20 protein-coding genes are annotated in these 22,177 nt (G+C 65.6%); 7 read left to right on the forward strand and 13 right to left on the reverse strand.

Annotated features, from left to right (window positions below):
* Positions 1-3: 3 nt before the first annotated feature.
* Complete coding sequence (locus FBY20_RS03825) at positions 4-828, reverse strand: ferritin-like domain-containing protein (protein WP_062838583.1); 825 nt, start codon at positions 826-828, stop codon at positions 4-6.
* 96 nt (positions 829-924) lie between these two features.
* Here FBY20_RS03825 and FBY20_RS03830 point away from each other — a divergent pair, with 96 nt between their 5' ends.
* Positions 925-2,058 (forward strand): GNAT family N-acetyltransferase, encoded by a 1,134-nt coding sequence (locus FBY20_RS03830; RefSeq protein ID WP_142050157.1) that lies wholly within the window; start codon positions 925-927, stop codon positions 2,056-2,058.
* 28 nt (positions 2,059-2,086) lie between these two features.
* Here the strand turns inward: FBY20_RS03830 and FBY20_RS03835 are convergent, their stop codons facing one another.
* Both FBY20_RS03835 and FBY20_RS03840 read right to left on the reverse strand, forming a co-directional pair.
* Positions 2,087-2,557, reverse strand: coding sequence for a DUF1854 domain-containing protein (locus FBY20_RS03835; RefSeq protein ID WP_056322203.1), 471 nt, complete (start codon positions 2,555-2,557; stop codon positions 2,087-2,089).
* Between the two features lie 23 nt (positions 2,558-2,580).
* Positions 2,581-4,866, reverse strand: coding sequence for an ABC transporter ATP-binding protein (locus tag FBY20_RS03840; protein ID WP_056322199.1), 2,286 nt, complete (start codon positions 4,864-4,866; stop codon positions 2,581-2,583).
* A gap of 259 nt (positions 4,867-5,125) precedes the next feature.
* Between FBY20_RS03840 and cphA (FBY20_RS03845) the strand changes: the two genes are divergently transcribed.
* The 5 genes from cphA (FBY20_RS03845) to FBY20_RS03865 all read left to right on the forward strand — a co-directional run bounded on the left by cphA (FBY20_RS03845) (position 5,126) and on the right by FBY20_RS03865 (position 11,727).
* Positions 5,126-7,741, forward strand: coding sequence for a cyanophycin synthetase (gene cphA / locus FBY20_RS03845; RefSeq protein ID WP_142050160.1), 2,616 nt, complete (start codon positions 5,126-5,128; stop codon positions 7,739-7,741).
* 62 nt (positions 7,742-7,803) lie between these two features.
* Positions 7,804-10,374, forward strand: coding sequence for a cyanophycin synthetase (cphA, locus tag FBY20_RS03850; RefSeq protein WP_142050163.1), 2,571 nt, complete (start codon positions 7,804-7,806; stop codon positions 10,372-10,374).
* 547 nt (positions 10,375-10,921) lie between these two features.
* Complete coding sequence (locus FBY20_RS03855; RefSeq protein WP_006218180.1) at positions 10,922-11,122, forward strand: CsbD family protein; 201 nt, start codon at positions 10,922-10,924, stop codon at positions 11,120-11,122.
* A gap of 27 nt (positions 11,123-11,149) precedes the next feature.
* Complete coding sequence (locus FBY20_RS03860) at positions 11,150-11,314, forward strand: DUF1328 domain-containing protein (protein WP_006389411.1); 165 nt, start codon at positions 11,150-11,152, stop codon at positions 11,312-11,314.
* 74 nt (positions 11,315-11,388) lie between these two features.
* Positions 11,389-11,727: a BON domain-containing protein gene (locus FBY20_RS03865; RefSeq protein WP_056322192.1), complete on the forward strand. Its 339-nt coding sequence runs from the start codon at positions 11,389-11,391 to the stop codon at positions 11,725-11,727.
* A 92-nt stretch (positions 11,728-11,819) separates the two neighbouring features.
* On the opposite strand, the gene FBY20_RS03870 is transcribed toward FBY20_RS03865, so the two are convergent.
* The 10 genes from FBY20_RS03870 to FBY20_RS03915 all read right to left on the reverse strand — a co-directional run bounded on the left by FBY20_RS03870 (position 11,820) and on the right by FBY20_RS03915 (position 21,219).
* Complete coding sequence (locus FBY20_RS03870) at positions 11,820-12,692, reverse strand: PhzF family phenazine biosynthesis protein (protein ID WP_142050165.1); 873 nt, start codon at positions 12,690-12,692, stop codon at positions 11,820-11,822.
* A 75-nt stretch (positions 12,693-12,767) separates the two neighbouring features.
* Complete coding sequence (locus FBY20_RS03875; protein WP_142050167.1) at positions 12,768-14,192, reverse strand: 4Fe-4S binding protein; 1,425 nt, start codon at positions 14,190-14,192, stop codon at positions 12,768-12,770.
* 39 nt (positions 14,193-14,231) lie between these two features.
* Entirely contained in the window at positions 14,232-15,080 is an 849-nt protein-coding gene (locus FBY20_RS03880) for an FTR1 family protein (protein ID WP_142050170.1), read from the reverse strand.
* 14 nt (positions 15,081-15,094) lie between these two features.
* Positions 15,095-15,418, reverse strand: a complete 324-nt coding sequence (locus FBY20_RS03885; RefSeq protein WP_056322182.1) for a cupredoxin domain-containing protein — start codon at positions 15,416-15,418, stop codon at positions 15,095-15,097.
* 32 nt (positions 15,419-15,450) lie between these two features.
* Complete coding sequence (locus FBY20_RS03890; protein ID WP_056322179.1) at positions 15,451-15,987, reverse strand: iron transporter; 537 nt, start codon at positions 15,985-15,987, stop codon at positions 15,451-15,453.
* A gap of 220 nt (positions 15,988-16,207) precedes the next feature.
* Positions 16,208-16,774, reverse strand: a complete 567-nt coding sequence (gene phaR / locus FBY20_RS03895) for a polyhydroxyalkanoate synthesis repressor PhaR (RefSeq protein ID WP_056322176.1) — start codon at positions 16,772-16,774, stop codon at positions 16,208-16,210.
* A gap of 119 nt (positions 16,775-16,893) precedes the next feature.
* Complete coding sequence (locus FBY20_RS03900; RefSeq protein ID WP_142050173.1) at positions 16,894-17,631, reverse strand: 3-ketoacyl-ACP reductase; 738 nt, start codon at positions 17,629-17,631, stop codon at positions 16,894-16,896.
* Between the two features lie 78 nt (positions 17,632-17,709).
* Positions 17,710-19,344, reverse strand: a complete 1,635-nt coding sequence (gene phaC / locus FBY20_RS03905) for a class I poly(R)-hydroxyalkanoic acid synthase (protein ID WP_142050176.1) — start codon at positions 19,342-19,344, stop codon at positions 17,710-17,712.
* A 124-nt stretch (positions 19,345-19,468) separates the two neighbouring features.
* The gene (gene pgeF, locus FBY20_RS03910; RefSeq protein WP_142050179.1) at positions 19,469-20,233 is read right to left on the reverse strand and encodes a peptidoglycan editing factor PgeF; all 765 of its coding nucleotides are present in this window, start codon (positions 20,231-20,233) and stop codon (positions 19,469-19,471) included.
* Positions 20,221-21,219: an RluA family pseudouridine synthase gene (locus FBY20_RS03915; RefSeq protein WP_056322167.1), complete on the reverse strand. Its 999-nt coding sequence runs from the start codon at positions 21,217-21,219 to the stop codon at positions 20,221-20,223. The genes pgeF and FBY20_RS03915 overlap by 13 nt, the downstream gene beginning before the upstream one ends.
* A gap of 107 nt (positions 21,220-21,326) precedes the next feature.
* Here FBY20_RS03915 and FBY20_RS03920 point away from each other — a divergent pair, with 107 nt between their 5' ends.
* Positions 21,327-22,115 carry an outer membrane protein assembly factor BamD gene (locus FBY20_RS03920; RefSeq protein WP_056322165.1) on the forward strand — a complete coding sequence of 263 codons (789 nt, stop codon included), beginning with the start codon at positions 21,327-21,329 and terminating at the stop codon, positions 22,113-22,115.
* Positions 22,116-22,177: the final 62 nt, after the last annotated feature.

A 22,177-nucleotide genomic window follows, 5' to 3' on the forward strand; every position in this document is an offset into this window, starting at 1 on the left:
CAATCAGCCGGCCTGCAGCGCGGCAAGCTCGTCGTCGTCGAATCCGGCGGCGCGCCGCGCCTCCAGGTTGAAGGGGCCACGCAGGCGGGGCGCCTGGTAGCGCGCCGCCAGTTCGGCGTAGCAGGCGACCGGCTCCTTGCCCGCCAGCGCGCACTGCTGCTTGTACCAATGGTTGCCGATCGCGACATGGCCGATTTCGTCGCGCAGGATGATGTCCACGATGGCCGCGCTTTGCGCATCCCCCGCGCCCGCCAGCTTGTTCCGGATCATGGGCGAGGCATCCAGGCCGCGCGCCTCGAGCGTGCGCGGCACTAGCGCCAGGCGCGCGAGCAGGTCGTCCCGCGTGCGCTCGGCCATGTCCCATAAGCCGTTATGCGCGGGGAAGTCGCCATAGGCGAATCCCAGCGCGTCCAGCCGCTGGCGCAGCAGGTCGAAATGCAGCGCCTCTTCGCGCGCCACGCGCAGCCAGTCGCGGTAGAAGGCCTCGGGCATGCCGGCAAAACGCCACATGATGTCCAGCGCCAGGTTCACGGCGTTGAACTCGATGTGGGCCAGCGCGTGCAAGAGCGCCGCGCGGCCCTCCTGCGTGGCCATGGAACGCTGGCTGACCTGGGCCGGCGGGACGAGTTCGGGCCGCGGCGGGCGGCCAGGCAACCCCGCGGCCGGCGCAAAGACGCGTGCGCAATCGAGCCGCGCATCGTCGGCAATGGCGCGCACGCGCGCCAGCTTCTCGGGCCATGCCGTGGCGGCCAGCGCCGCCAGCGCCTGCGCGCGGATGCAACGCGCATCGTCCTCCTGCCCGCCGGGGGCCGTCTTGCTGCTGTCCATGTTGCCGTCGTTCCCGGGCGCCGCCTGGGCGCCTCAAATCCCTGTCATTGCCATGGCTTGCACGCCAGGCATTGCCGAAGACTTTATCATTCGCGGATGGATCCCTTGCGCCTTACCTTGGAAACCGATCTGTCCCGCATCGACGCCCGCCAATGGGACGCGCTGGCCGGGGATCAGCCCTTTCTGCGCCACGCCTTTCTGCTGGCGCTGCACGAGACCGGCTGCGCATCGCGCCAGACGGGCTGGGCGCCGCATTTCATGGCGTTGTGGCGGGACGATGTGCTGGCCGGGGCCGTGCCGCTTTACCTGAAGTCGCATTCGCGCGGCGAGTATGTGTTCGACTACGCGTGGGCCGACGCCTTTCAGCGGCACGGCATGCGCTACTACCCGAAGCTGTTGTCGGCCATCCCGTTCACGCCGGTCACCGGCCCGCGGCTGTTGGCGGCCAACGACGAAGACCGCGCCACGCTGGTGCGCGGGCTGGTCGCGTTTGCCGAAGAGGTCAACGTGTCGTCGCTGCACCTGCTGTTCCCGATCGACGCCGACGTGCGCGCGTTGCGGGAAGCCGGCTTCATGATCCGCGAGAGCGTGCAGTTTCACTGGACCAATGCGGGCTATGCCGACTTCGACGCGTTCCTGTCCGCCATGAGCCACGACAAGCGCAAGAAGATCCGCCAGGACCGCAAGAAGGTCGCGGCGGCGGGCCTCGCTTTCCGCTGGCTGCGCGGCGGCGAAATTGGCGTGGAGGAACTGGATTTCTTCTACAGCTGCTACTGCCGCACCTACTTCAACCACGGCAACCCGCCCTACCTGAGCCGCGAGTTCTTCGAGCAGGCTCATCGCGACCAGCCCGACGCCTTCGTGCTGATCCTGGCCGAACGCGACGGCGATCCGGTGGCGTGCGCCCTGAATCTGGCGGGCGGCGACGCCCTGTACGGGCGCTACTGGGGCGCGACGGAATACGTGCCGGGACTGCATTTCGAGACGTGCTACATGCAGTCGATCGCGTATTGCATCGCGCATGGCATTGCGCGCTTCGAAGGCGGCGCGCAGGGCGAACACAAGATGGCGCGCGGGCTGCTGCCTACGCCGACGTGGTCAGCGCACTGGGTGGCGCACCCCGGTTTTGCCGAGGCGATCCAGAACTTCCTGGACGAGGAAACCGCGGCAGTGACGGATTATCTGGGGGAACTGGAATCGCACACGCCGTTCAAGGGCACGGGTATCTGACACCGACTTGGAAAGCCCGCCGGAACCGTCAGAGAAACCGGTCCAGCAGCTTGCGGCTGTGCTTGTCCAGCGACTGGATGTCGCGCACCAGGTAGAAGATGCCGTGGTTGTCGGCGATGAGCAGCGTCTGCGCGGACAGGCGGCGGATGTCTTCTTCGCCGCGCAGCGTGAACGAGGTCGCGCCGCGGTCGGTCTCGACCTTCCAGACGCTGGGCGTGGCGTAGGTGGACACGCTGGTCAGCTTGCGGATCTCGGGCATGAACTCGCGGCTGGCGAGTTCTTCTTCGATCAGGGCGCGCGGCTCGGCGGGGACGTCGGACAGGTGTTCGATCCACAGCAGCTCGTGCCCGTCGCTGGTCACCAGCGACAGGCCGCGGCCCGCCTCGCTGATCGGGAAGGCGCGCACTGGCAGGACGCCTTCATGCGATTCGCCGTCGGCGGACTGGAACTCCAGGCGGCCAAAGGCGTTGCGGCGCAATTGAAAGAACGGCAAGGTCATGGCGAGGTTATTCCGTTTCCGCGTCAGGCCACGGCGGCCATGTCTTCGCTGCCCGACGCCTGGGCGTCGGCTTCCGCCTGGCGCGCCTGCGCCTGATAGAGGCGGTAGTAGGCGCCCTCGCGGGCCATCAATTCTTCGTGCGGGCCCTGCTCCACGATCTGGCCGCGGTCCAGGACCACCAGGCGGTCGGCCTTGCGCAGCGTGCTCAGGCGGTGCGCGATCGCAATCGTGGTGCGGCCGCGCACCAGGTTGTCCAGGGCCTTCTGAATCTCTTTCTCGGTCGTGGTGTCCACCGACGACGTCGCTTCGTCCAGGATCAGGATGCGCGGGTCGATCAACAGCGCGCGCGCGATCGAGATGCGCTGGCGTTCGCCGCCCGACAAGGCCTGACCGCGTTCGCCCACCAGCGAGTCGTAGCCATGCGGCAGGCGCAGGATGAACTCGTGCGCATGCGCGGCGCGCGCCGCGGCCACGATCTCGTCACGGGTGGCGTCAGGCCGGCCGTAGGCGATGTTCTCGGCAATGGTGCCAAAGAACAGGAACGGCTCCTGCAGCACCAGCCCGATATTGCGGCGGTAGTCGGCCACGCGGACCGAACGGATGTCGGCGCCATCGACCAGCACCGCGCCTTCGGATACGTCGTAGAAGCGGCAGATCAGGTTGATCAGCGTGCTCTTGCCGGAACCGCTGTGTCCAACCAGCCCGATCATTTCGCCCGGCGCGATAGTCAGGTTCAGCCCGCGGATGACCTGGCGGTTGCCATAGCGAAAACCGACGTCGCGCAGCTCGATGCGGCCATTGATGTGCGGCAGCTTGGCGGGGTTTTGCGGCTCGGGCACGCTGGACACATGGTCCAGGATGTCGAAGATGCGCTTGGCGCCGGCAGCGGCCTTTTGCGTGACCGACACGATGCGGCTCATGGAATCCAGGCGCATGTAGAAACGCCCGATATACGCCAGGAACGCGGCCAGCACGCCCACGGTGATCTGCTTTTGCGAGACCTGCCAGATGCCGAAGATCCACACCACCAGCAAACCGACTTCGGTCAGCAGCGTGACGGTGGGCGAGAACAGCGACCACGTGGTGTTGACGCGATCGTTGACTTCCAGGTTGCGGTTGTTGGCTTCGCGAAAGCGCGCGACCTCGCGTTTTTCCTGCGCAAACGCCTTGACCACGCGAATGCCGGGAATGGTGTCGGCCAGCACGTTGGTGATCTCGGACCAGATGCGGTCGACTTTTTCGAAGCCGTGGCGCAGGCGGTCGCGCACGGCATGGATCATCCAGATGATGAACGGCAGCGGCACCAGCGTGACCAGCGCAAGCCACGGATTGATGCTGATCAGGATGACCGCCGTCATCGCGATCATGAGGATGTCGGTGGCGAAGTCCAAGAGGTGCAGCGACAGGAACACGCAGATGCGGTCGGTTTCGCTGCCGATGCGCGAAATCAGGTCGCCGGTGCGCTTTCCGCCGAAATACTCAAGCGAAAGCTGCTGCAAGTGCGCATAAGTGGTGGTGCGCAGATCGGCCCCGATACGTTCGCTGACCCACGCCAGAATATACGTGCGCGCCCAGCCCAGCCCCCACGCCAGGATCGCCGATCCCAGCAGACCGCCCAAATACAGGCGCACCAGGCTGTAATCGATGGGTGCGCCGTTTTGGAACGGGATCAGCACGTCGTCCATCAAGGGCATTGTCAGGTACGGCGGCACCAGCGTGGCCGCGGTGCCCAGCACTGTCAGCAGAAAGCCTGCAAACAGCGGGCCGCGATAGGGCCGCGCAAACCGCCACAGCCGCAGCAGCGCCCAGGTGGTCGACGGCGCGGCCTGTTCCTGGTTGCAGGTCGGACATTCTTCCTCGCCCGCAGGAATGACGTTATTACAGATGGTGCAGGTGCGCTCTTCCAGCGCTTCGGCCTGTTTGCCCGACAAACGGATGGACTGCTGGGTTTCAAACTGCGCCAAAAGCCGCAACGCCGCGGGATTGCACGCCAGCGTGAACCGCCAGACGGCAAGGCGCGCGCTGTCGTCATGCAGTTCCAGCACGGCGGCGCCGGCATGGTCGCTGAGGGATAGCTTCAGTTGGGGGCCATATGGCCAGGATTCCCAACCGGAATCGTCGGGAAGGCGGGCGATCAGCCGTTTATCGGTGACGGCGACCAGCCCCGGCTGGAACTTCAAGCGCTGATCGAGGTCTATTTCGACCCAGGCCAGAAGGGTTTCGTCATCCGCCAGTTCGGTGCGGATTTCATCCCGCCAGCGGGCAGGAAATGCGTCGGCAAGGCCGGAAAGCAGGTTTGGTTTTTTCATTGGAACGCATACCGGGCCAGGACTCTGCCCTACTAGGCGGCAACCGGTTTGACGCCAGGGGCGGCAAACGTGTCCCTTCCTTACAACACAACGAGTTCACGCCATGAAGGCGTCGTATAGTATCAGCCGATTTTTCTAATTAGGAACATCTGGGATCCCCCACTCGTTGGCATTATTCTTAAGGCGCAACCCCAATAAAATCGCGGTCTTGCATAGGGGCGTCCGCGCGTGCCAACCTGCTTCTCGAGCGAATTAAAACATGAAAAAGAAAGACATTGAATTTATCGATGTCGTGGCTTTGCGCGGCCCGAACATTTGGACGTATCGTCCGGTCCTTGAAGCATGGGTGGATATCGGCGAACTGGAGGACTACCCCTCCAACACGATTCCCGGATTTTATGAGCGCCTGACCGAATGGTTGCCGACCCTGATCGAGCACCGGTGCAGCCCCGGCGTGCGAGGCGGCTTCCTGGCCCGCCTGAAAGAAGGCACCTGGCCCGGCCACATTCTCGAGCACGTCACGCTTGAACTGCAGAACCTGGCGGGCCTGCGCGGCGGCTTCGGCAAGGCGCGCGAAACCTCCAAGCGCGGCGTCTATAAAGTCGTGGTGCGCGCCTGGCAGGAACAGGTCACCCGCACCGCGCTGAACGAAGCGCGCGACCTCGTCATGGCCGCCATCGAGGACCGCCCGTTCGACGTGTCCGCCACCGTCGCCAAGCTGCGCAGCCTGGTCGACCGCCACTGCCTCGGCCCCAGCACCGCGTGCATCGTGGATGCGGCCGACGACCGCGACATTCCGTATATCCGCCTTTTTGAGGGCAACCTCGTCCAATTCGGCTACGGCTCGGCGCAGCGCCGCATCTGGACGGCCGAGACCGATCGCACCAGCGCCATCGCCGAGGGCATCTCGCGCGACAAGGACCTGACCAAGGAACTGCTGTCGACCTGCGGCGTGCCGGTGCCCGAAGGGCGCCTGGTCGACAGCGAGGAAGACGCCTGGGACGCCGCCGAAGACATCGGCCTGCCCGTGGTGGTCAAGCCCTACGACGGCAACCATGGCCGCGGCGTCTTCACCAACCTGACGACCCGCGAGGAAGTGGTGTCGGCCTACCGCGTCGCCGTGGATGAAGGCAGCGGCGTCATCGTCGAACGCTTTGTGCTGGGCAACGAACACCGCCTGCTGGTGGTGGGCAACCGCATGGTCGCCGCTGCTGCCGGCGAACCGGCGTGGGTCACGGGCGACGGCAAGTCCACGGTCACCGAACTCATCGACAGCCAGATCAACACCGACCCGCGCCGCGGCCGCACCGAGAACCATCCGCTCAATTTTGTGCGCCTGGATTCCGCCGCCCGGCTGGAAATCGCGCGCCAGGGCCTGACCGAAGACAGCGTTCCGCCCGACGGCCAGCGCGTGCTGGTGCAGCGCAGCGGCAACGTCGCATTCGACGTGACCGACCGCGTTCACCCCAGCGTCGCGGCCACCGTGACGCTCGCGGCACGCATCGTCGGCCTGGACATTGCCGGTGTGGACCTGGTGGCCGAAGACATCACGCGCCCCCTGGACGAACAGCGCGGCGCCATCGTCGAAGTCAACGCCGGCCCGGGTCTCCTGATGCACCTGAAGCCCGCCGACGGCGCGCCGCGCCCCGTGGGCCGCGCCATCGTCGATCACCTCTTCCCCGAGGGCGAGGCTGGCCGCATTCCGATCGTCGGCGTGACCGGCACCAACGGCAAGACCGTCGTCGCCCGCCTGGTGGCGCGCCTCTTGCACCTGTCGGGCAAGCGCACGGGCCTGGCGTGCAGCGAAGGCCTGTATCTGGACCGCCGCCTGGTGCAAAAGGGCGACCGCGCCGACTACGCGTCGGGCACGCGCCTTCTGATGAACCGCAACGTGGACGCTGCCGTCATCGAGAACGACAGCGGCGTGATCCTGGGCCAAGGCCTGGCCTACGACCGCTGCCAGGTCGGCGTCGTCACCAACATCGATGACGGCGACCATCTGGGCGACTACGACATCAACGAGACCGAGCGCCTGTTCAACGTGTTCCGCACGCAGGTCGACGTCGTCCTGCCCGATGGCGTGGCCGTGCTGAATGCACGCGATCCGCGCGTGGTCGAAATGGCCGAGCTCTGCGACGGTTCCGTGATCTTCTTTGGCATCGACCCCGCCCTGCCCGCCATCGTGCAGCATCTGGCCCAGGACGGGCGCGCGGTGTTCGTGCGCGACGGCAGCATCGTGCTGGCCCGAGGCAGCCATGAGGAACGCCTGGCCGACGTCGCCGCCATTCCGCTGACGCACGGCGGCCGCGTGGCCTTCCAGGTCGAGAACGTGCTGGCGGCCGTGGGTTCGGCCTGGGCGCTGGACATTCCCGTTGAATTGATCCGCGCCGGCATCGAGACCTTCGACATCGATCAGGCCGATGCCCCGTGGCAGTTCACGCTGTTCGAGCGCAATGGCGCGACCGTCGTCGTGGACGACGTGCATAACGCGTCGGCGCTGCGCCCGCTGATCGCCGCCATCGACCAGTTTCCTTCCGGCAAGCGCGCCGCGGTCTACTCGGCCGGCGCGGACCGCCGCGACGCGGACCTGATCGACCAAGGCAAGCTGCTCGGCGACGCATTCGACCGCGTGGTCCTCTACGACGACACGACCGTGCGCAGCAAGCGTCCCGAGGGCGAGGCGCGCGCGCTGCTGCGCCACGGCCTGGCGCAGGGCAGCCGCGTCAAGGACATCCAGGAAGAGCCTGACCACGGCAAGGCCATCGCCAGCGTGCTCGATGGCATCGGAAGCGGCGACTTCGCCCTGCTGCAGTCCGACGAGGCGTTCTCCGGCCCGACCATCGACCTGGTCCGCCGCTGGATCCAACAACACTGACACTATTGCGCTCGCGTCCGCCCCCCGTGGCGGACGCGCGCCAGACGACAGGAAACCCTGCCATGGAAGTCTCCCGTATCCGAGCATTGCGCGGCCCCAACCTGTGGAGCAAGAACACCGCCATCGAGGCCATCGTGTCTTGCGGCGATGCCGAATGCTCCATCGATAACCTGCCCGAGTTCGAAGCCCGCCTGCGCGCGCGCCTGCCGCAGACCGGATTGCTGCGTCCCGAAGGCCATCAGGGCGCGGTGTCGATCGCGCACGTGCTGCAGATCGTCGCGCTGACGATGCAGGCGCACGCCGGCTGCCCCGTCACGTTCGGCCGCACCGCCTCCACCATCGAGCCCGGCGTGTTCCAGGTGGTGGTCGAATACAGCGAAGAAGAAGTCGGCAAGCTGGCCATGGAACTGGCCCAGGACCTCGTGCGCGCGGCGCTCGATGACACGCCGTTCGACATCGCCGACGCCTTGAAGCGCCTGCGCGAACTGGACGAAGACGTCCGCCTGGGGCCCAGCACCGGCTCCATCGTGAACGCCGCCACGGCGCGCAACATCCCGTACCGCCGCCTGACGCAAGGCAGCATGGTGCAGTTCGGCTGGGGCAGCAAGCAACGCCGCATCCAGGCCGCGGAAACCGACCTGACCAGCGCCATCTCGGAATCCATCGCGCAGGACAAGGACCTGACTAAGATGCTGCTGGACGCCGCCGGCGTGCCGGTGCCGATGGGCCGTTCCGTGACCAGCGCCGAAGAGGCCTGGGAAGCGGCGCAGGAACTGGGCGGTCCGGTCGTGGTCAAGCCGCGCGACGGCAGCCAGGGCCGCGGCGTCGCAGTCAACATCGAGACCCGCGAGCGCGTGATCCAGGCCTTTGAAGTGGCCGAGGAAATCAGTTCCGAGGTCATCGTCGAACGCTACATTCCCGGCCACGATTTCCGCCTGCTGGTGGTCGGCGGCGCGCTGGTGGCGGCCTCGCGCCGCGATCCTCCGCAAGTCACGGGCGACGGCCAGCACACGATCCGCCAACTGGTCGACCAGGTCAACGCCGACCCCTTGCGCGGCGATGGCCACGCCACGTCGCTGACCAAGATCCGCTTTGACGACATCGCCCTGGCGACGCTGAAAAAACAAGGCTTTGACGCCGATTCCGTGCCGCCCGCCGGCACGCTGATCTTCCTGCGCAACAACGCCAACCTCAGCACGGGCGGCTCGGCCACCGACGTGACCGACGAGGTCCATCCCGAAATGGCGGCGCGCGCGGTGTCCGCGGCCCGCATGATCGGCCTGGACATCTGCGGCGTGGACGTGGTGGCCGAGACCGTGCACTACCCGCTCGAAGAGCAGCACGGCGGCGTGGTCGAGGTCAACGCCGCGCCCGGCCTGCGCATGCACCTGAACCCCTCGTTCGGCAAGGGCCGCGCGGTGGGCGAAGCCATCATCGCCAACATGTTCGCGGACGGCGAGGACGGCCGCATCCCGGTTGTGGCCGTCGCGGGCACCAACGGCAAGACCACCACGGTGCGCCTGACCGCGCATCTGCTGGGCGTGGCCGGCAACCGCGTGGGGATGACGAACTCCGACGGCGTGTACGTGGACAACCTGCGCATCGACACCGGCGACTGCAGCGGCCCGCGCAGCGCGCGCAGCGTGCTGATGCACCCGGACGTGGACGCCGCCGTGTTCGAAACCGCGCGCGGCGGCATCCTGCGCGAAGGCCTGGCGTTCGACCGCTGCAACGTCGCGATCGTCACCAACATCGGCATGGGCGATCACCTGGGACTGGGCTACATCAGCACGGTCGAGGACTTGGCCGTGGTCAAGCGCGTGATCGTCCAGCATGTGCATCCGAGCGGCATGGCGGTTCTGAACGCGGCCGATCCGATCGTGGCCGAAATGGCGTCGAGCTGCCCGGGCGCGATCACCTACTTTGCCGAAGACCGCAATCATCCCGTGCTGGCCACGCACCGGGCCCAGGGCCTGCGGTCGGTGTACCGCGATGGCGATGCCATCGTCGCGGCACAGGGCGCCGACGAAGTGCGCTTCCCGCTGGCCGATATTCCGCTCACCCGCAACGGCACGATCACCTTCCAGGTCGAGAACGCGATGGCGTCGATTGCTGCGGCATGGGCGCTGAACCTGGGCTGGGACGTGGTTCGCCGCGGCCTGGCCACGTTCGTCAACGATGCGCAGACGGCGCCGGGCCGCTTCAACGTGTTCGATTACCGCGGCGCGACCGTGATCGCCGACTACGGCCACAACCCCGACGCCATCCAGGCGCTGGTGCGCGCGGTGGACGCCATGCCGGCCAAGCGCCGCTCGGTCGTCATCAGCGGCGCGGGCGACCGCCGCGACGAAGACATCCGCATGCAGACCGAGATCCTGGGCGCCGCCTTCGACGACGTGCTGCTCTACCAGGATCAATGCCAACGCGGCCGCGAGGACGGCGAGGTGCTGGCCTTGCTGCAGCAGGGCCTGGTGGGCGCCAGCCGCACCACGCACATCGACGAGATTCACGGCGAGTTCCTGGCCATCGACACGGCGCTGTCGCGTCTGAACCCGGGCGATCTGTGCCTGATCCTGGTGGATCAGGTGGAAGAAGCGCTGGCGCACATCGCCCAGCGCATCGCGCAGCCCTGACCGGGTCGTGCGACGAAGACGGGGCGCTCAGGCGCCCCGTTTTTTTTGTCCAGCGCCGCGTCAGCCGTGCGGCGCCACCACCGGCGCCGAGGCCTGATACCTGTCGGTCACATGGGTGCATCCCACCGCAGCCATGGCGCCCAGCGCCAGCAAGATCGCGCTGCAAAGTCGTTTCGTCATGCGGGCTTTCTCCCTTCGGATGTGTCGAACCGCCAGCCGGTTCCCCGTGGACTATACCGGCCCGCCGACCGCCCGGCCACCCGCGCCATTGCTGGCGTTCGAGCGGATCGGTTACCAGCCGCGCTCAAAAGGGGTCAAATCGTTGCTCAAATGTAACTCGCCCCTATCGCTCCCGGGACGCGATTTCTCGAATCAAACACGGGGCTTTTTCCACATTGGCGCAGTTACATTTCTCCACAGCGTCGTTTGACAGCCCCAGGGGCCGACTCGTAGCTTAGAACCTAGCTGATCAGTACCCAACACACCGCGTCACGGCAGCTTCATAGGCCATGAACCTGCCGCCGCACGTAACCAGAGAGAGGTCACCATGAACAACGACATCATCGCCGGAAAGTGGAAGCAACTGACGGGCAAGGCCAAGGCGGCTTGGGGTGAACTCACCGACGACGAGCTGACCCGCACCGAGGGCAATGCCGAACGCCTGGCTGGTCTGATCCAGGAGCGCTACGGCAAGACCAAGGACGAGGCGCAAAAGGAAGTCCGGGATTTCTTCGACCGTAATCCCTGATCTACATAAACACCAGGAGAAGCTGTCATGTTGCATTACGCCGTAGTTTTCTTCGTCATCGCGATCATCGCGGCTGTCCTGGGTTTCGGCGGCATCGCCGCCGGCGCCGCGGGGATTGCCAAGATCCTGTTCTTCGTCTTTCTGGTTCTGGCACTGCTGTCCATTCTGGGCGGCGCCTTCCGCAAGAAATAGAACGAGCACCTGAACGTTTTTAGTTAGTCATTGCGTCTCGAACGCGCTGAACACCAATAAAAAGGAGCATTACTATGGAAATTCGCAAGCTGATCGCCGCCGCCGCACTGGGTACGGGCGCTGTCTTCACTTCCATGGCTTTTGCCGCCGACGACGGCAAGCCGAAACAGTCCGTGGGTGAATACGCGTCCGACGCCACCGTGACCACCAAGGTCAAGGCCGCCTTCGTGGCCGACAAGCAGCTGAGCGCCCTGGAAATCGCTGTTGAAACCAACAACGGCGTTGCCACGCTGACCGGCACGGTCGGTACCGCTGCCGAAGCGGATCATGCCGCGACGGTTGCCCGTGGCGTCGAGGGTGTGAAGCAGGTCAAGAACAACATCAAGGTTGATCCGGCCAAGAACCGCAAGTAATCAGGCATCGAACTTTCGACGCCGGATTTGAAACCGGCGCCTGTGCAAACACAGGCGCCGTTTTCACGTTCGCAATCTGGAAAGCGCTGGTGTTACAGCGTGACGGTCCCGCGGCCGATTTCCCGGGCGCGCCCGCCGACCAGGATGCGGCCGTCTGCCGGGACATCCAGAAGCAGGCGGCACGGACGACCGGTCTGGTCGCCCTGCTCGACCAGCACGCTGGCAGGCTGCGCCGCCTTGCGATGCAGCAACCAGCCGCCCAGGTTGGCGCAGGCCGAACCGGTGCCGGGGTCTTCGTTGATGCCGCCGCCGGGCTTGGCATAGAAGTAGCGGGACACCACCACCTGCCGCCCCGACTGAACATTGCCTTTGTCGAAGGCGAACAGATACATCGTCTTGCGCCCCAGCGCGCTGGCCTGCCAGCGGTTCAGCAGCGACACGTCCGGGACCGCGCGCCGCACTGCATCCACATTGGCAACCGGCACGAGCAACTGGTCCGCGCCGGTGTCGACCCAGATCGGGTCGGCTGCCAGGTCCTCCTCCGACAGTCCCATCAGTTCCGCGATGCCCGCGCGGTCCAACGCCGGCGTGGCCGTGCGCACGCCGTCCGGACAAGGCGCGGTGAAGGTCCATGCATCGCCCTGGGCAGTCATGGGCACGACGCCCGCCTGAAACTCCAGCGTCACCGCGTCTTCGGCCTGCCGCAGGTCACGCACGACCTGCGCGGTGCCGATGGCCGGATGCCCGGCAAACTTCATTTCAAAGCCCGGCGTGAAGACGCGCACGCGCGCGTCGGCCCGCTCCGACGGCAGGATGAACGTGGTTTCGGACAGATTGAATTGCGCCGCGAGATTGAGCATGGTGGCGTCGTCCATGCCGCGGGCGTCTTCAAAGACACAGAGCTGATTGCCGCTGAACGTCGAATCGGCAAAGACGTTGAGAAGTCGGAACGCGTAAGAAACCATGGCGAAGATCTGAAAGGGATGACGCCGGCAACGCCGGCGCGGTCCCCAACTTTATCGCAGCGCTGGCACGACCGCTTACCAGACCGCGAAGAACAGCACCCACGCGATGCAGAACGGCACCAGACCTGCCGCCAGCACCAGGCCCGCGCCGATCTTGCGCGCCATGCCAACCGGACGCGCGTTCAGCAGGCGGGCGTAGAGACGCAGCGTCCACAGCACCGCCAGCGTCAGCAGCGTGAACCGGACCGGCGTCGCCCATGCCGCCCGCACGCCTTCATGCTTGAGCAACGTGATCGTCGTGGCGGACAGGCCCAGGAACACGCCAATGCCGGCCGACGGGATCAGCGCCTGCGCCAGCTTGTGCAAGCCCGCCCGCCCCCAGCGCGATACGGGTGCATGGGCAGCATGGGAATTAAGGGGCGCCTGCGGCACGGGTGCGGCGGGCGCAATGCGGTCCGCAATCCACAGCGACAGGAAGGTCGCGCCGCCCACGCACACCGTGGCGCCGACGACAAAAAGCAGGATGCCGGCGCCGTCCAGCCACGAGAAGCTGTCGTTCACGTCGGGGTAATGGGTCAGGATGAACCACGGCGCGTTGTCCATCAGCGGCCACAGGATGTCGTGCTCGACCAGCCACGTCGCGGCCCACTGCTTGGCCGTCACGAACCAGGGGCTGGCGCTCCAGAGGAACGCGCCGATCGCAATGCCCATCAGGCCGAAGCACAGCAACGCCGTTTGCCACGGATCGCCATCGGCCACGTGAACGATCTCTTCCTCGGGCGAGCGCGGCGTGAGCGCGATGGCGCCGCGATAGCCGCTGCAGCGGCCACAGACGTGGCAATCGCCCGCGCCCTTCATGTGGCGCAGCGGCACCAGCGGCGCACAGTTGATGGGTTCGATGCGGATGACCGGATGGCGCCACTTTTCTTCGTCGACCTTGAAGTGCCACGGCGCCAGCTTGGCCAGAAGATTGAACACGCCATTGACCGGGCACAGGTACTTGCACCACACGCGCTTGCTGCGGCCGTAACGCCAGCCGACGATCATGGCCGCCACCGTGGAGCCGCCCAGCACGGCCAGCACCGCCAGCGGATACTGGTAGACGCTGACGAGCTGCCCGTAGATGGTCGTCAACGCGAAGGCCACGAACGGCCAGCCGCCCCAGCGCATCCACTTCGGAATGGCGCGGCCCTGGCCGCGCTCGCTAGCCCATTCGGTCAGCATGCCTTCCGGACAGAGCCAGCCGCACCAGGCGCGTCCCAGGATCGGCATGGAGATCAGCACGAACGGCCACCACACGCCCCAGAACGCAAACTGCGCCACGACGGTCAGGTTGTTGAACACCGACGCCGCGTTGTCGGGCAGCGGCAGCAGCGCCGGCACGATCAGCAGGAACGCGTACAACGCAACAATGCCCCACTGCAGCTTGCGCAACAGCGGGGCATGGTCACGGAGGAAGTCGGCGATGCGGGAGGTTGCCCTCCCGAGTGCAGCAGCCATGGTCAAACCTTCAAATATTCAGTCCGGAAAAAACCGGAATCAGGATGCTCCCCGGGCGGCGGCCACGGGTGCGGGCCGTCCGCCCGCCCAGCGCAGGAGCGCCCAGACGATGATCCAGTAAGCCACCCACAGCAGCACCGAAGTCAGCGCCGGCAGTGCGCGGTAACCCGCGAAGTCGGCCAGCACCTTGCCCACGCCCGTGCTGTCGCTGAGCAGCCAGGAACTGTCCCACACCGGGTCCACGAGGGTCGGCAGGACATCCAGGGAAATCAGGTGATCCAGCCCGCCCACCAGCAGCGAGCCGGCCAGGAGCAGCAGCAGGATTTCGGTCACGAAGAAGAAGCGGCGCCACGTGATGAGCTTGCCGCCCAGTTGCAGCAGCCAGAACGTCAGCAGCGCCACGGCGAAACCCGCCACGCCGGCGACGGCCAGCATGAGCATGTCGCTGCCGCCCTCGCCCGCCGACACCGTGCCGTACAGGAACACGACGGTCTCGCTGCCTTCGCGGGCGACGGCGATGGCAACCAGCACCAGGAGGCCCCACCAGCTGTCATTCGCCACGGAGGCGCGCGCCCCGCTTTCGAGCTCGCCCTTGAGCGTGCGGCCGTGCTTTTTCATCCACACGACCATCTGCACCACCAGCGCGCATGCCGCCAGCGACATGATGGCCTGGAACCATTCCTGGCCTTCATCGCTGAGCCAGGAGGACACGCCCAGCAGCACGAGCGCCAGCGCGACGGCCAGCGCCAGCCCGGCCGCGACGCCGCCCCACAGGTAGGGCAGGCCGCGCTTGCCTTCCGGCGTGGCGCGCAGCCACGTGTACAGGATGCCCACCACGAGCAGGGCTTCGACGCTTTCGCGCCAGACGATGAAAAGTACCTGTTCCATGCTTTGGTGCCGCGTTATTCCTTGGGCTTGACGACCAAGGTGCCTTTCACGCTCTGGTGAAAGTCGTCAAAAAAGGGATACTCGCCCGGACGCGAGATGGTGATGACCACGAAGGATTTCACCCCCGGTCCCAGGACTTTTTCCTTGCGCAGCGGAATGCTTTCGAATTCCACCGGCTCATTGCTTTCATTGATGAGTTCGATCTTGAAGCGGCCCGCCGGGACCTCGAGCGTGGCGGGCTCGAACGTGCCGTCGGGCTTGAACCGCAAGGTGAACGTGGGCAGCTCGTCCGCCTGCGCGGGCGCCATGCCCGCCACGCCGGCCAGGCCGATCAGCATTGCGGCAAGTACGCGAAGCAGGCGGCGCACGATCAGTAACCGCCCTTCTTGCCGGTGCCGGCGTACACGAACTCATATTCCAGGTCGAACGGCTCGAACCAGTCGGCCACGCCGGTTTCCTTGTCGATGTGGCGGCCGAAGTGGCTCATCTTGTTCGCGGTCGGCGGCAGGATCGTGTACTTGAGCTTGTACTTGCCCGGGCCTTCCAGTTTGACGTTTTCGCCGTAGTGCGGGCCGTCGTTGGCGACCATCGGCATGAACGTGCCCTTCTGGACGTTCTGGCTGCCGACCTTCTGGATCTCGTAGTTCACGACCAGGTAAGGCACCCATTCGCCTTCCGGAAAGCCCGTCTTGTTGCCGGCGGTGGCGTGGATGTCGGCCTCCAGGTGCACGTCGGAATCCTTGGCCGGACGCATCATTCCGGGCGGATCCATTTCGATCGGCTGCAGGTACACCGCGCCGATTTCCATTCCGCCCTTCTCGACAGGCTTGCCGATGGGGTATTCGGCCGCATGGGCGGCGGACACGCTCAACGCGACAATGGCCAGCGCCAAGGCTTTCTTGATCATGTGCATAATCCTTGAGACACAAAAGAAAATAGCGGCTCTCAAAACACAAACAAGAACCGTTTTCATTAATTTAGTGGATTTTGCTGACACAACCCTGAACCTGGGCCGACTAAAAGTGCCGGATCATTGCGTTCAGTCAATTGGCAAAAAGCCGCCTGGCATTCGCCAAGGCGGCTTTTTTGCACTGCGGCGGGCCACATCGGCCCGGCATCCGGCGGGATTACTTGCGGCCGGAGCCCGGGTTGCTGCCCGGCGTGAACGGGAAGGTCGAGAACATGGCGCGGGTCTGATCCTGCATCTGGTCCTGCATCTGCACGAACAGGTTTTTGCTCTGGTCGATGTAGTTGTTCATCATGTTCTGCAGCATCGGCGTCTGCACATTCATGAACTGCGTCCAGGCTTCCGGCCCGAACTGGCTGCCGTACAGGCCCTTGGACTGCTCGGCCATGCGCTGCTGGATCTCCATGAATGCCTGGATGTTCTTCTCGAGGTAAGAACCCATGATGCCTTGCATGGCGTGGCCGTAGAAACGGATGATCTGCGACAGCATGTTCGAAGAGAACATGGGCATGCCGCCGCTCTCCTCTTCAAGGATGATCTGCAAGAGAATGCTGCGCGTGAGGTCTTCGCTGCTCTTGGCGTCGACGACCTGGAATTCCTCGTTGGCCAGGACCAGTTGCTTGACATCTGCCAGGGTGATGTAGGTGCTGGTCCGGGTGTCGTATAAACGACGGTTGGGGTATTTTTTAATCAGGCGCAGGCTGGCGCCGGGTTGTGCTTGCGTCATGGTTGTCCCCGGATCGGGCGATCTCTTTAGGCTTCGAATAATGTGAGTGTAATGCCGTACGGCCCTCTGCCCGAAGCCGTACAGCGCCAGCGGGCCGCCCAGCGGCGGCCCACGTCGCGTCAGCCCATGTGCAGGCCGCCGTTCAGCGAGAAATCCGCGCCGGTCGAAAAGCCGGATTCATCGGACGCCAGCCACGAGGTCATGGAGGCGATTTCCTCCGGCGTGCCGAGGCGGCGCACCGGAATGGTGGCAATGATCTTTTCCAGCACGTCCGGCCGGATGGCGCGAACCATGTCGGTGCCGATGTATCCCGGCGAGATCGTGTTGACCGTCACACCCTTGCTGGCCACTTCCTGCGCCAGCGCCATCGTGAACCCATGGATGCCGGCCTTTGCCGTGGAGTAGTTGGTCTGGCCGAACTGCCCCTTCTGGCCGTTGACCGAGCTGATGTTGATGATCCGCCCCCACTGGCGCTCGACCATGCCGTCGATGACCTGTTTGGTCACGTTGAACAGGCTGTTCAGATTGGTGTCGATGACCGCGCGCCAATCGTCGGCGCTCATCTTCCGGAACAACCCGTCGCGGGTGATGCCCGCATTGTTGACCAGCACATCCACCGGCCCGAGGTCGGCCGTCACCTTTTCAAAGGCGGCAACGGTGGAGTCCCAATCGGACACATTGCCCACCGACGCGTAGAACGTAAAACCCTGTGCGGCCTGCTCATCCAGCCATTGCTGGTAGTTGCGGCTGGGGCCGCAACCTGCCACGACGCGAAAGCCATCCTTGGCCAAGCGCTGGCAAATAGAGGTGCCGATCCCGCCCATCCCGCCTGTTACGTAAGCCAGTTTTGCGCTCATTGGACTTCCTCCTGTGTGCGACGGACGCCTCGTTGATTAAACATCTTTCTGCCGGGGACCGGACCGCGGTGCGCGGTATCAGGCCGCCCGGACCTTTACATATCTGCCAGGCGCCGGCTCGATCGGCCGGTACTTGGCATTGCCTGCCTTTGCCCTCGCCTTGATCTGCTTGCCCGAATGTCCTGCCAGCCAACCGGTCCAATCGGGCCACCAGCTGCCGGGGTGCTCCACCGCCTGCGAAAACCAGGTGTTGGGGTCGCCGGGCAGCGGCTGGCTTTGCTGTTCGAGCGCATCGGCCACCCAGTAGCTGCGGCGCTTCTTGGCGGGCGGATTGACCACGCCCGCGATGTGGCCGGACGCGCCCAGCACGAAACGCTGCGGCCCGCGAAGCACCTGCGTGGACGCGTAGGCCGACACCCAAGGCACGATGTGGTCTTCGCGCGAGCCGAATATATAGACCGGCATGCGCAACCGCGTCAGGTCCAGCGGCAGGCCGGCGGCCTGCGCGCGGCCCGGCACCTTGAGATTGTTCTCGAGGTAGGTATTGCGGAAATACCAGGAAAAGAAAGGCCCCGGCAGGTTCGTGCTGTCGCCATTCCAGAACAGGAGGTCGAAAGCCGGAGGCTTTTGCCCCTTGAGGTAGTTGCCCACCACGTAGTTCCAGACCAGTTCGTTGGGCCGCAGGAACGAGAAGGTGGTGGCGAGGTCGCGGCCCGGCATCAGGCCGCCGTTGCCCAATTGATGATCGCGCATCAGCGCGTGGGCCTCGTCGACGAACACGTTCAGGATGCCGGTGTCGTGGAAATCGAGCAGCGAGGTCAGCAGCGTCAGCGACGCCACCGGGTGCTCGCCGCGCGCTTCGGCCAGCGCCAGCGCCGAGGCCAGCATCGTGCCGCCCACGCAGAAGCCCAGCGCATTGACCTGCGGCTGCTTGGTGATGTCGCTGGCCACGCGCAGCGCCTGCAGCACCGCGTCGTCCAGGTAGTCGGACCAGGTGGCGCGGTCCACGCCGTCGGTATCGGCAGCGACCGGATTGCGCCATGAAATCAGGAAGACCGTGTAGCCCTGCCCCACCGCGTGGCGCACGAAGGAGTTCTCGGGCTGCAGGTCCAGGATGTAGAACTTGTTGATGTTCGGCGGCACGATGACCAGCGGCCGGTCGTACACGGTGGCGGTCGAGGGCGCGTACTGGATCAGCTGGAACAGCTTGTTTTCGAACACCACGTCGCCGGGCGTCGTGGCCACATTGCGGCCGATCTCGAACTGCGACTCGTCGGTCTGGGTGATGCGGCCCTTCTGCACGTCGCCCAACAGATTGGCGAGCCCTTCGTTCAGCGCGCGGCCGGCGCTTTCGACGATGGACTGCTGGGCATCGGGATTGAGCGCCAGGAAATTGGCCGGCGACAGCGCGTCGACCCACTGCATGATCGAGAATCGAAGGCGGTCGCGCATGGGCTCGCTGACCTGCGCGGCATCGACCATGCGCTGCATGGCGCGCGCGGACAGCAGATACGTGTGCGCCAGGAGCAGGTGCGAAGCATTCGCCGCCCAGGCGTCGCCGGAGAAACGGCGATCGGACGGCGGCGCCAGCGCGCCACGCCGGACATCGTCGCAAAGGCGTTGCCATTCGCGCGAGAACTCTGCCTGGATGTCAGCCAGGACTTCCGGTGCCACGCTCACCGGAATGGGACCTGCGGAGAGATTGGCATTCACTTCGACACCTTGTTATCGAAACTTCGCGATTGATGTTGCATTCCGGGTTCAGGACTGTCAATGCGGGTATACAAGGAGGCTTACTACGGTAAAACGCAAGCCCGGCACTGGCCTTTGCGCGGCGTCAAACCGGGCTCAACCAGGCCAGCAGCGCCATGCGTCCGGTCACGCCGTCACGGCGGTAGGAAAAGTACCGGTCCGCGCGGGTCACCGTGCATTCCCCGCTGAGGGACACCTCTTGTACCCCGGCACGCCGCAGCCGGAAATCGGCCAATCCGGCGAGGTCGGCCAGCCATTTGCCGGCAAGGCCGGGGCGCGGCGCAAAAAAACGCGCCGTCGCCGGATCGTCGGCGGTGAACGCGTCCAGCACGTCCTGCCCGACTTCGAAGTGCTGCGGCCCGATGCCGGGTCCGATCCAGGCGCGCCAGCCGGACGCCTGCGGCGCCTTGGCCCGCATGGCCTGCAGCGTGTTTTCAAGCACCCCGCCCGCCAGCCCGCGCCAGCCGGCGTGCGCCGCACCCAGCACCGTGCCCTCGGCATTGGCAATGACCACCGGCAGGCAATCGGCCACCATGACGGCCAGCACGCGGCCGGGCTGGGCCGTGACGCTGGCGTCGACCGCGGGCTCGGCCGGCACGTCCGGCGCGTCCGCGTCGACGACCTCGCTGCCATGAACCTGGCGCAACCACAGGGGATCGGCGGACACTGCGGCGCAAACCCGGCGCCGGTTCTCGGCCACGGCCTCGGGGTTGTCCTCGGCACGCAGGCCCAGGTTGAGGGTGTCGTGCGGCGCCACGCCCACGCCGCCGGCGCGGGTCGTGCAGAAGTAGCTCACGCCCTGCCAGTCGGGTCCCGTCACGACGGGCAGGCCTGCGATCAGGCGTTCCATGCAATGTTCTCCTGGACCTGCGCCATGTCGGCGGGCACGGGCGCCGCGAACTGGACGTCGCCCTTGCCGCCCGGGTCGTCGAAATGCAGCGCGCGGGCGTGCAGCATCTGGCGCTCTGCCCCCGCGATGTTCTTGCCGCCGTAGATCGTGTCGGCCAGCAAAGGATGCCCCAGGCTGGCCATGTGCACGCGGATCTGGTGGGTGCGCCCCGTTTCCAGCCGGCACACCACTTCGGTCACCCGCCCGCCCGGATCGACCGAGCCCCGGCGGGCCGGCGCGTAATTGGTGATGGCCGGCTTGGGTGCGACGGGGCGCTCGACGCTCATGCGCACCGGCACGCGCGGATCGCGCCCGATGGCGCGGTCGACCTTGCCCGCAGCGGCCAGCCATCCGTGCGCCAGCGCCACGTACTCGCGGCCCATGGTGCGTGCCTGAAGCTGGCGCACGAGGTGAGTCTGGGCAATTTCGTTACGGGCCACCACCATCAGGCCGGAGGTGTCCTTGTCCAACCGGTGCACGATGCCCGCACGGGCGACCTGCGCAAGTTCCGGATAACGATGCAGCAGGCCGTTGAGCAGCGTGCCGCTCCAGTTGCCGGCGCCCGGGTGGGTAACCAGGCCCGCCGGCTTGTTGACGACGATCCAGTCGGGGCTTTCGGCCACCACGCCGAATTCGACGGGTTCAGGCGTGAAGGCCTGCGCGTCGGGCGCGGGCTGGGCCCAGATGGTGAGTTCGTCGCCAGGTCCGACCGTCTGGCGGATCTTGCCCGGCGTCCCGTTGACCAGGACGTTGCCGGATTCGATCCAGCCTTGCAGGCGATTGCGGGAATGGTCGGGCAAGAGGCCCGCCAGGACCTTGTCCAGCCGGTCAGCGCGCGTGGCCGACGGCACGGTTACAAGTTGCGGCTCGGGGCGGCCGGATTCGTCGAGATTTTCGTCGGCGCTCTCGTCGGAAACAAGATCTGCGCGGGCGGCTGTATCAGACATGGAGACAAATCATATAATCAGCCTGCCATGCTAACACCAAGGATACGATTCTCGTGATTCACCACCCTGCAGCTCCCTCGAACCCCGCATCCCGCAGCGGGTCGGTTTTGCGCGTGGTCATCGCGCTTTTTGCCGTCATCGTCATCGCTGGTTGCAGCGGGGCGGACAGCAAGTACGACAAGACCACCAACTGGAGCGCAGAACAACTCTACGCGGACGCCAAGGCCGAAATGTCGTCGGGCGGCTGGAAGGAAGCGCGCGAGCGCCTGACCGCCATCGAAAGCCGCTACCCCTTCGGCGTCTACGCGCAGCAGGCCCTGCTTGAACTGGCCTACGTCAACTGGAAAGACGGCGAAAACGAACAGGCGCTTGCCGCCATCGACCGCTTCCAGCAGCTGTACCCCAATCACCCCGGCACCGATTACGCGCTCTACCTGAAGGGCCTGATCAACTTCACGCCGGCCAGCGCCTTCATGAGCAACCTCACCGGCCAGGATCCGGCCGAGCGCGACCCCAAGGGCCTGCGCGCGTCCTATGACGCCTTCACCGAGCTGATCAAGCGCTACCCGGAAAGCAAGTACAGCGTCGACGCCGAAAAGCGCGTGGCCTGGCTGGTCAACACCATTGCCATGAACGAAGTCCACGTGGCCCGCTATTACTACGAGCGTGGCGCCTACGTGGCCGCCGCCAACCGCGCGCAGACCGTCATCACCGACTTCGAGGGCGCCCCCGCCACCGAAGAGGCGCTCTACCTGATGGTTCAGTCGTACGACAAACTGAACATGACGGACCTGAAGAACGACGCGCAGCGCGTCTATGACAAGAACTTCCCTAACAGCGAGTTCCGCACCAAGGGCCTGAAGGCCGACAAGAGCTGGTGGAATCCCTTTAACTGATTCCGCTCGCATGGGAAGAGAAAAGCCCTTCAATATTGAAGGGCATTTTTTTGCCTGCGCGG

Origin of the sequence: Achromobacter sp. SLBN-14 (assembly GCF_006715415.1) — a bacterium.
In the GTDB taxonomy this organism is placed as follows: Bacteria; Pseudomonadota; Gammaproteobacteria; order Burkholderiales; family Burkholderiaceae_B; genus Achromobacter; species Achromobacter mucicolens.

Bases quoted from the DNA above. Each gene is read 5' to 3' on its own strand.
- FBY20_RS03825 (WP_062838583.1), bottom strand. From the start codon at position 828: ATGGACAGCAGCAAGACGGCCCCCGGCGGGCAGGAGGACGATGCGCGT.
- FBY20_RS03830 (WP_142050157.1), top strand. From the start codon at position 925: ATGGATCCCTTGCGCCTTACCTTGGAAACCGATCTGTCCCGCATCGAC.
- FBY20_RS03835 (WP_056322203.1), bottom strand. From the start codon at position 2,557: ATGACCTTGCCGTTCTTTCAATTGCGCCGCAACGCCTTTGGCCGCCTG.
- FBY20_RS03840 (WP_056322199.1), bottom strand. From the start codon at position 4,866: ATGAAAAAACCAAACCTGCTTTCCGGCCTTGCCGACGCATTTCCTGCC.
- cphA (WP_142050160.1), top strand. From the start codon at position 5,126: ATGAAAAAGAAAGACATTGAATTTATCGATGTCGTGGCTTTGCGCGGC.
- cphA (WP_142050163.1), top strand. From the start codon at position 7,804: ATGGAAGTCTCCCGTATCCGAGCATTGCGCGGCCCCAACCTGTGGAGC.
- FBY20_RS03855 (WP_006218180.1), top strand. From the start codon at position 10,922: ATGAACAACGACATCATCGCCGGAAAGTGGAAGCAACTGACGGGCAAG.
- FBY20_RS03860 (WP_006389411.1), top strand. From the start codon at position 11,150: ATGTTGCATTACGCCGTAGTTTTCTTCGTCATCGCGATCATCGCGGCT.
- FBY20_RS03865 (WP_056322192.1), top strand. From the start codon at position 11,389: ATGGAAATTCGCAAGCTGATCGCCGCCGCCGCACTGGGTACGGGCGCT.
- FBY20_RS03870 (WP_142050165.1), bottom strand. From the start codon at position 12,692: ATGGTTTCTTACGCGTTCCGACTTCTCAACGTCTTTGCCGATTCGACG.
- FBY20_RS03875 (WP_142050167.1), bottom strand. From the start codon at position 14,192: ATGGCTGCTGCACTCGGGAGGGCAACCTCCCGCATCGCCGACTTCCTC.
- FBY20_RS03880 (WP_142050170.1), bottom strand. From the start codon at position 15,080: ATGGAACAGGTACTTTTCATCGTCTGGCGCGAAAGCGTCGAAGCCCTG.
- FBY20_RS03885 (WP_056322182.1), bottom strand. From the start codon at position 15,418: ATGCTGATCGGCCTGGCCGGCGTGGCGGGCATGGCGCCCGCGCAGGCG.
- FBY20_RS03890 (WP_056322179.1), bottom strand. From the start codon at position 15,987: ATGATCAAGAAAGCCTTGGCGCTGGCCATTGTCGCGTTGAGCGTGTCC.
- phaR (WP_056322176.1), bottom strand. From the start codon at position 16,774: ATGACGCAAGCACAACCCGGCGCCAGCCTGCGCCTGATTAAAAAATAC.
- FBY20_RS03900 (WP_142050173.1), bottom strand. From the start codon at position 17,631: ATGAGCGCAAAACTGGCTTACGTAACAGGCGGGATGGGCGGGATCGGC.
- pgeF (WP_142050179.1), bottom strand. From the start codon at position 20,233: ATGGAACGCCTGATCGCAGGCCTGCCCGTCGTGACGGGACCCGACTGG.
- FBY20_RS03915 (WP_056322167.1), bottom strand. From the start codon at position 21,219: ATGTCTGATACAGCCGCCCGCGCAGATCTTGTTTCCGACGAGAGCGCC.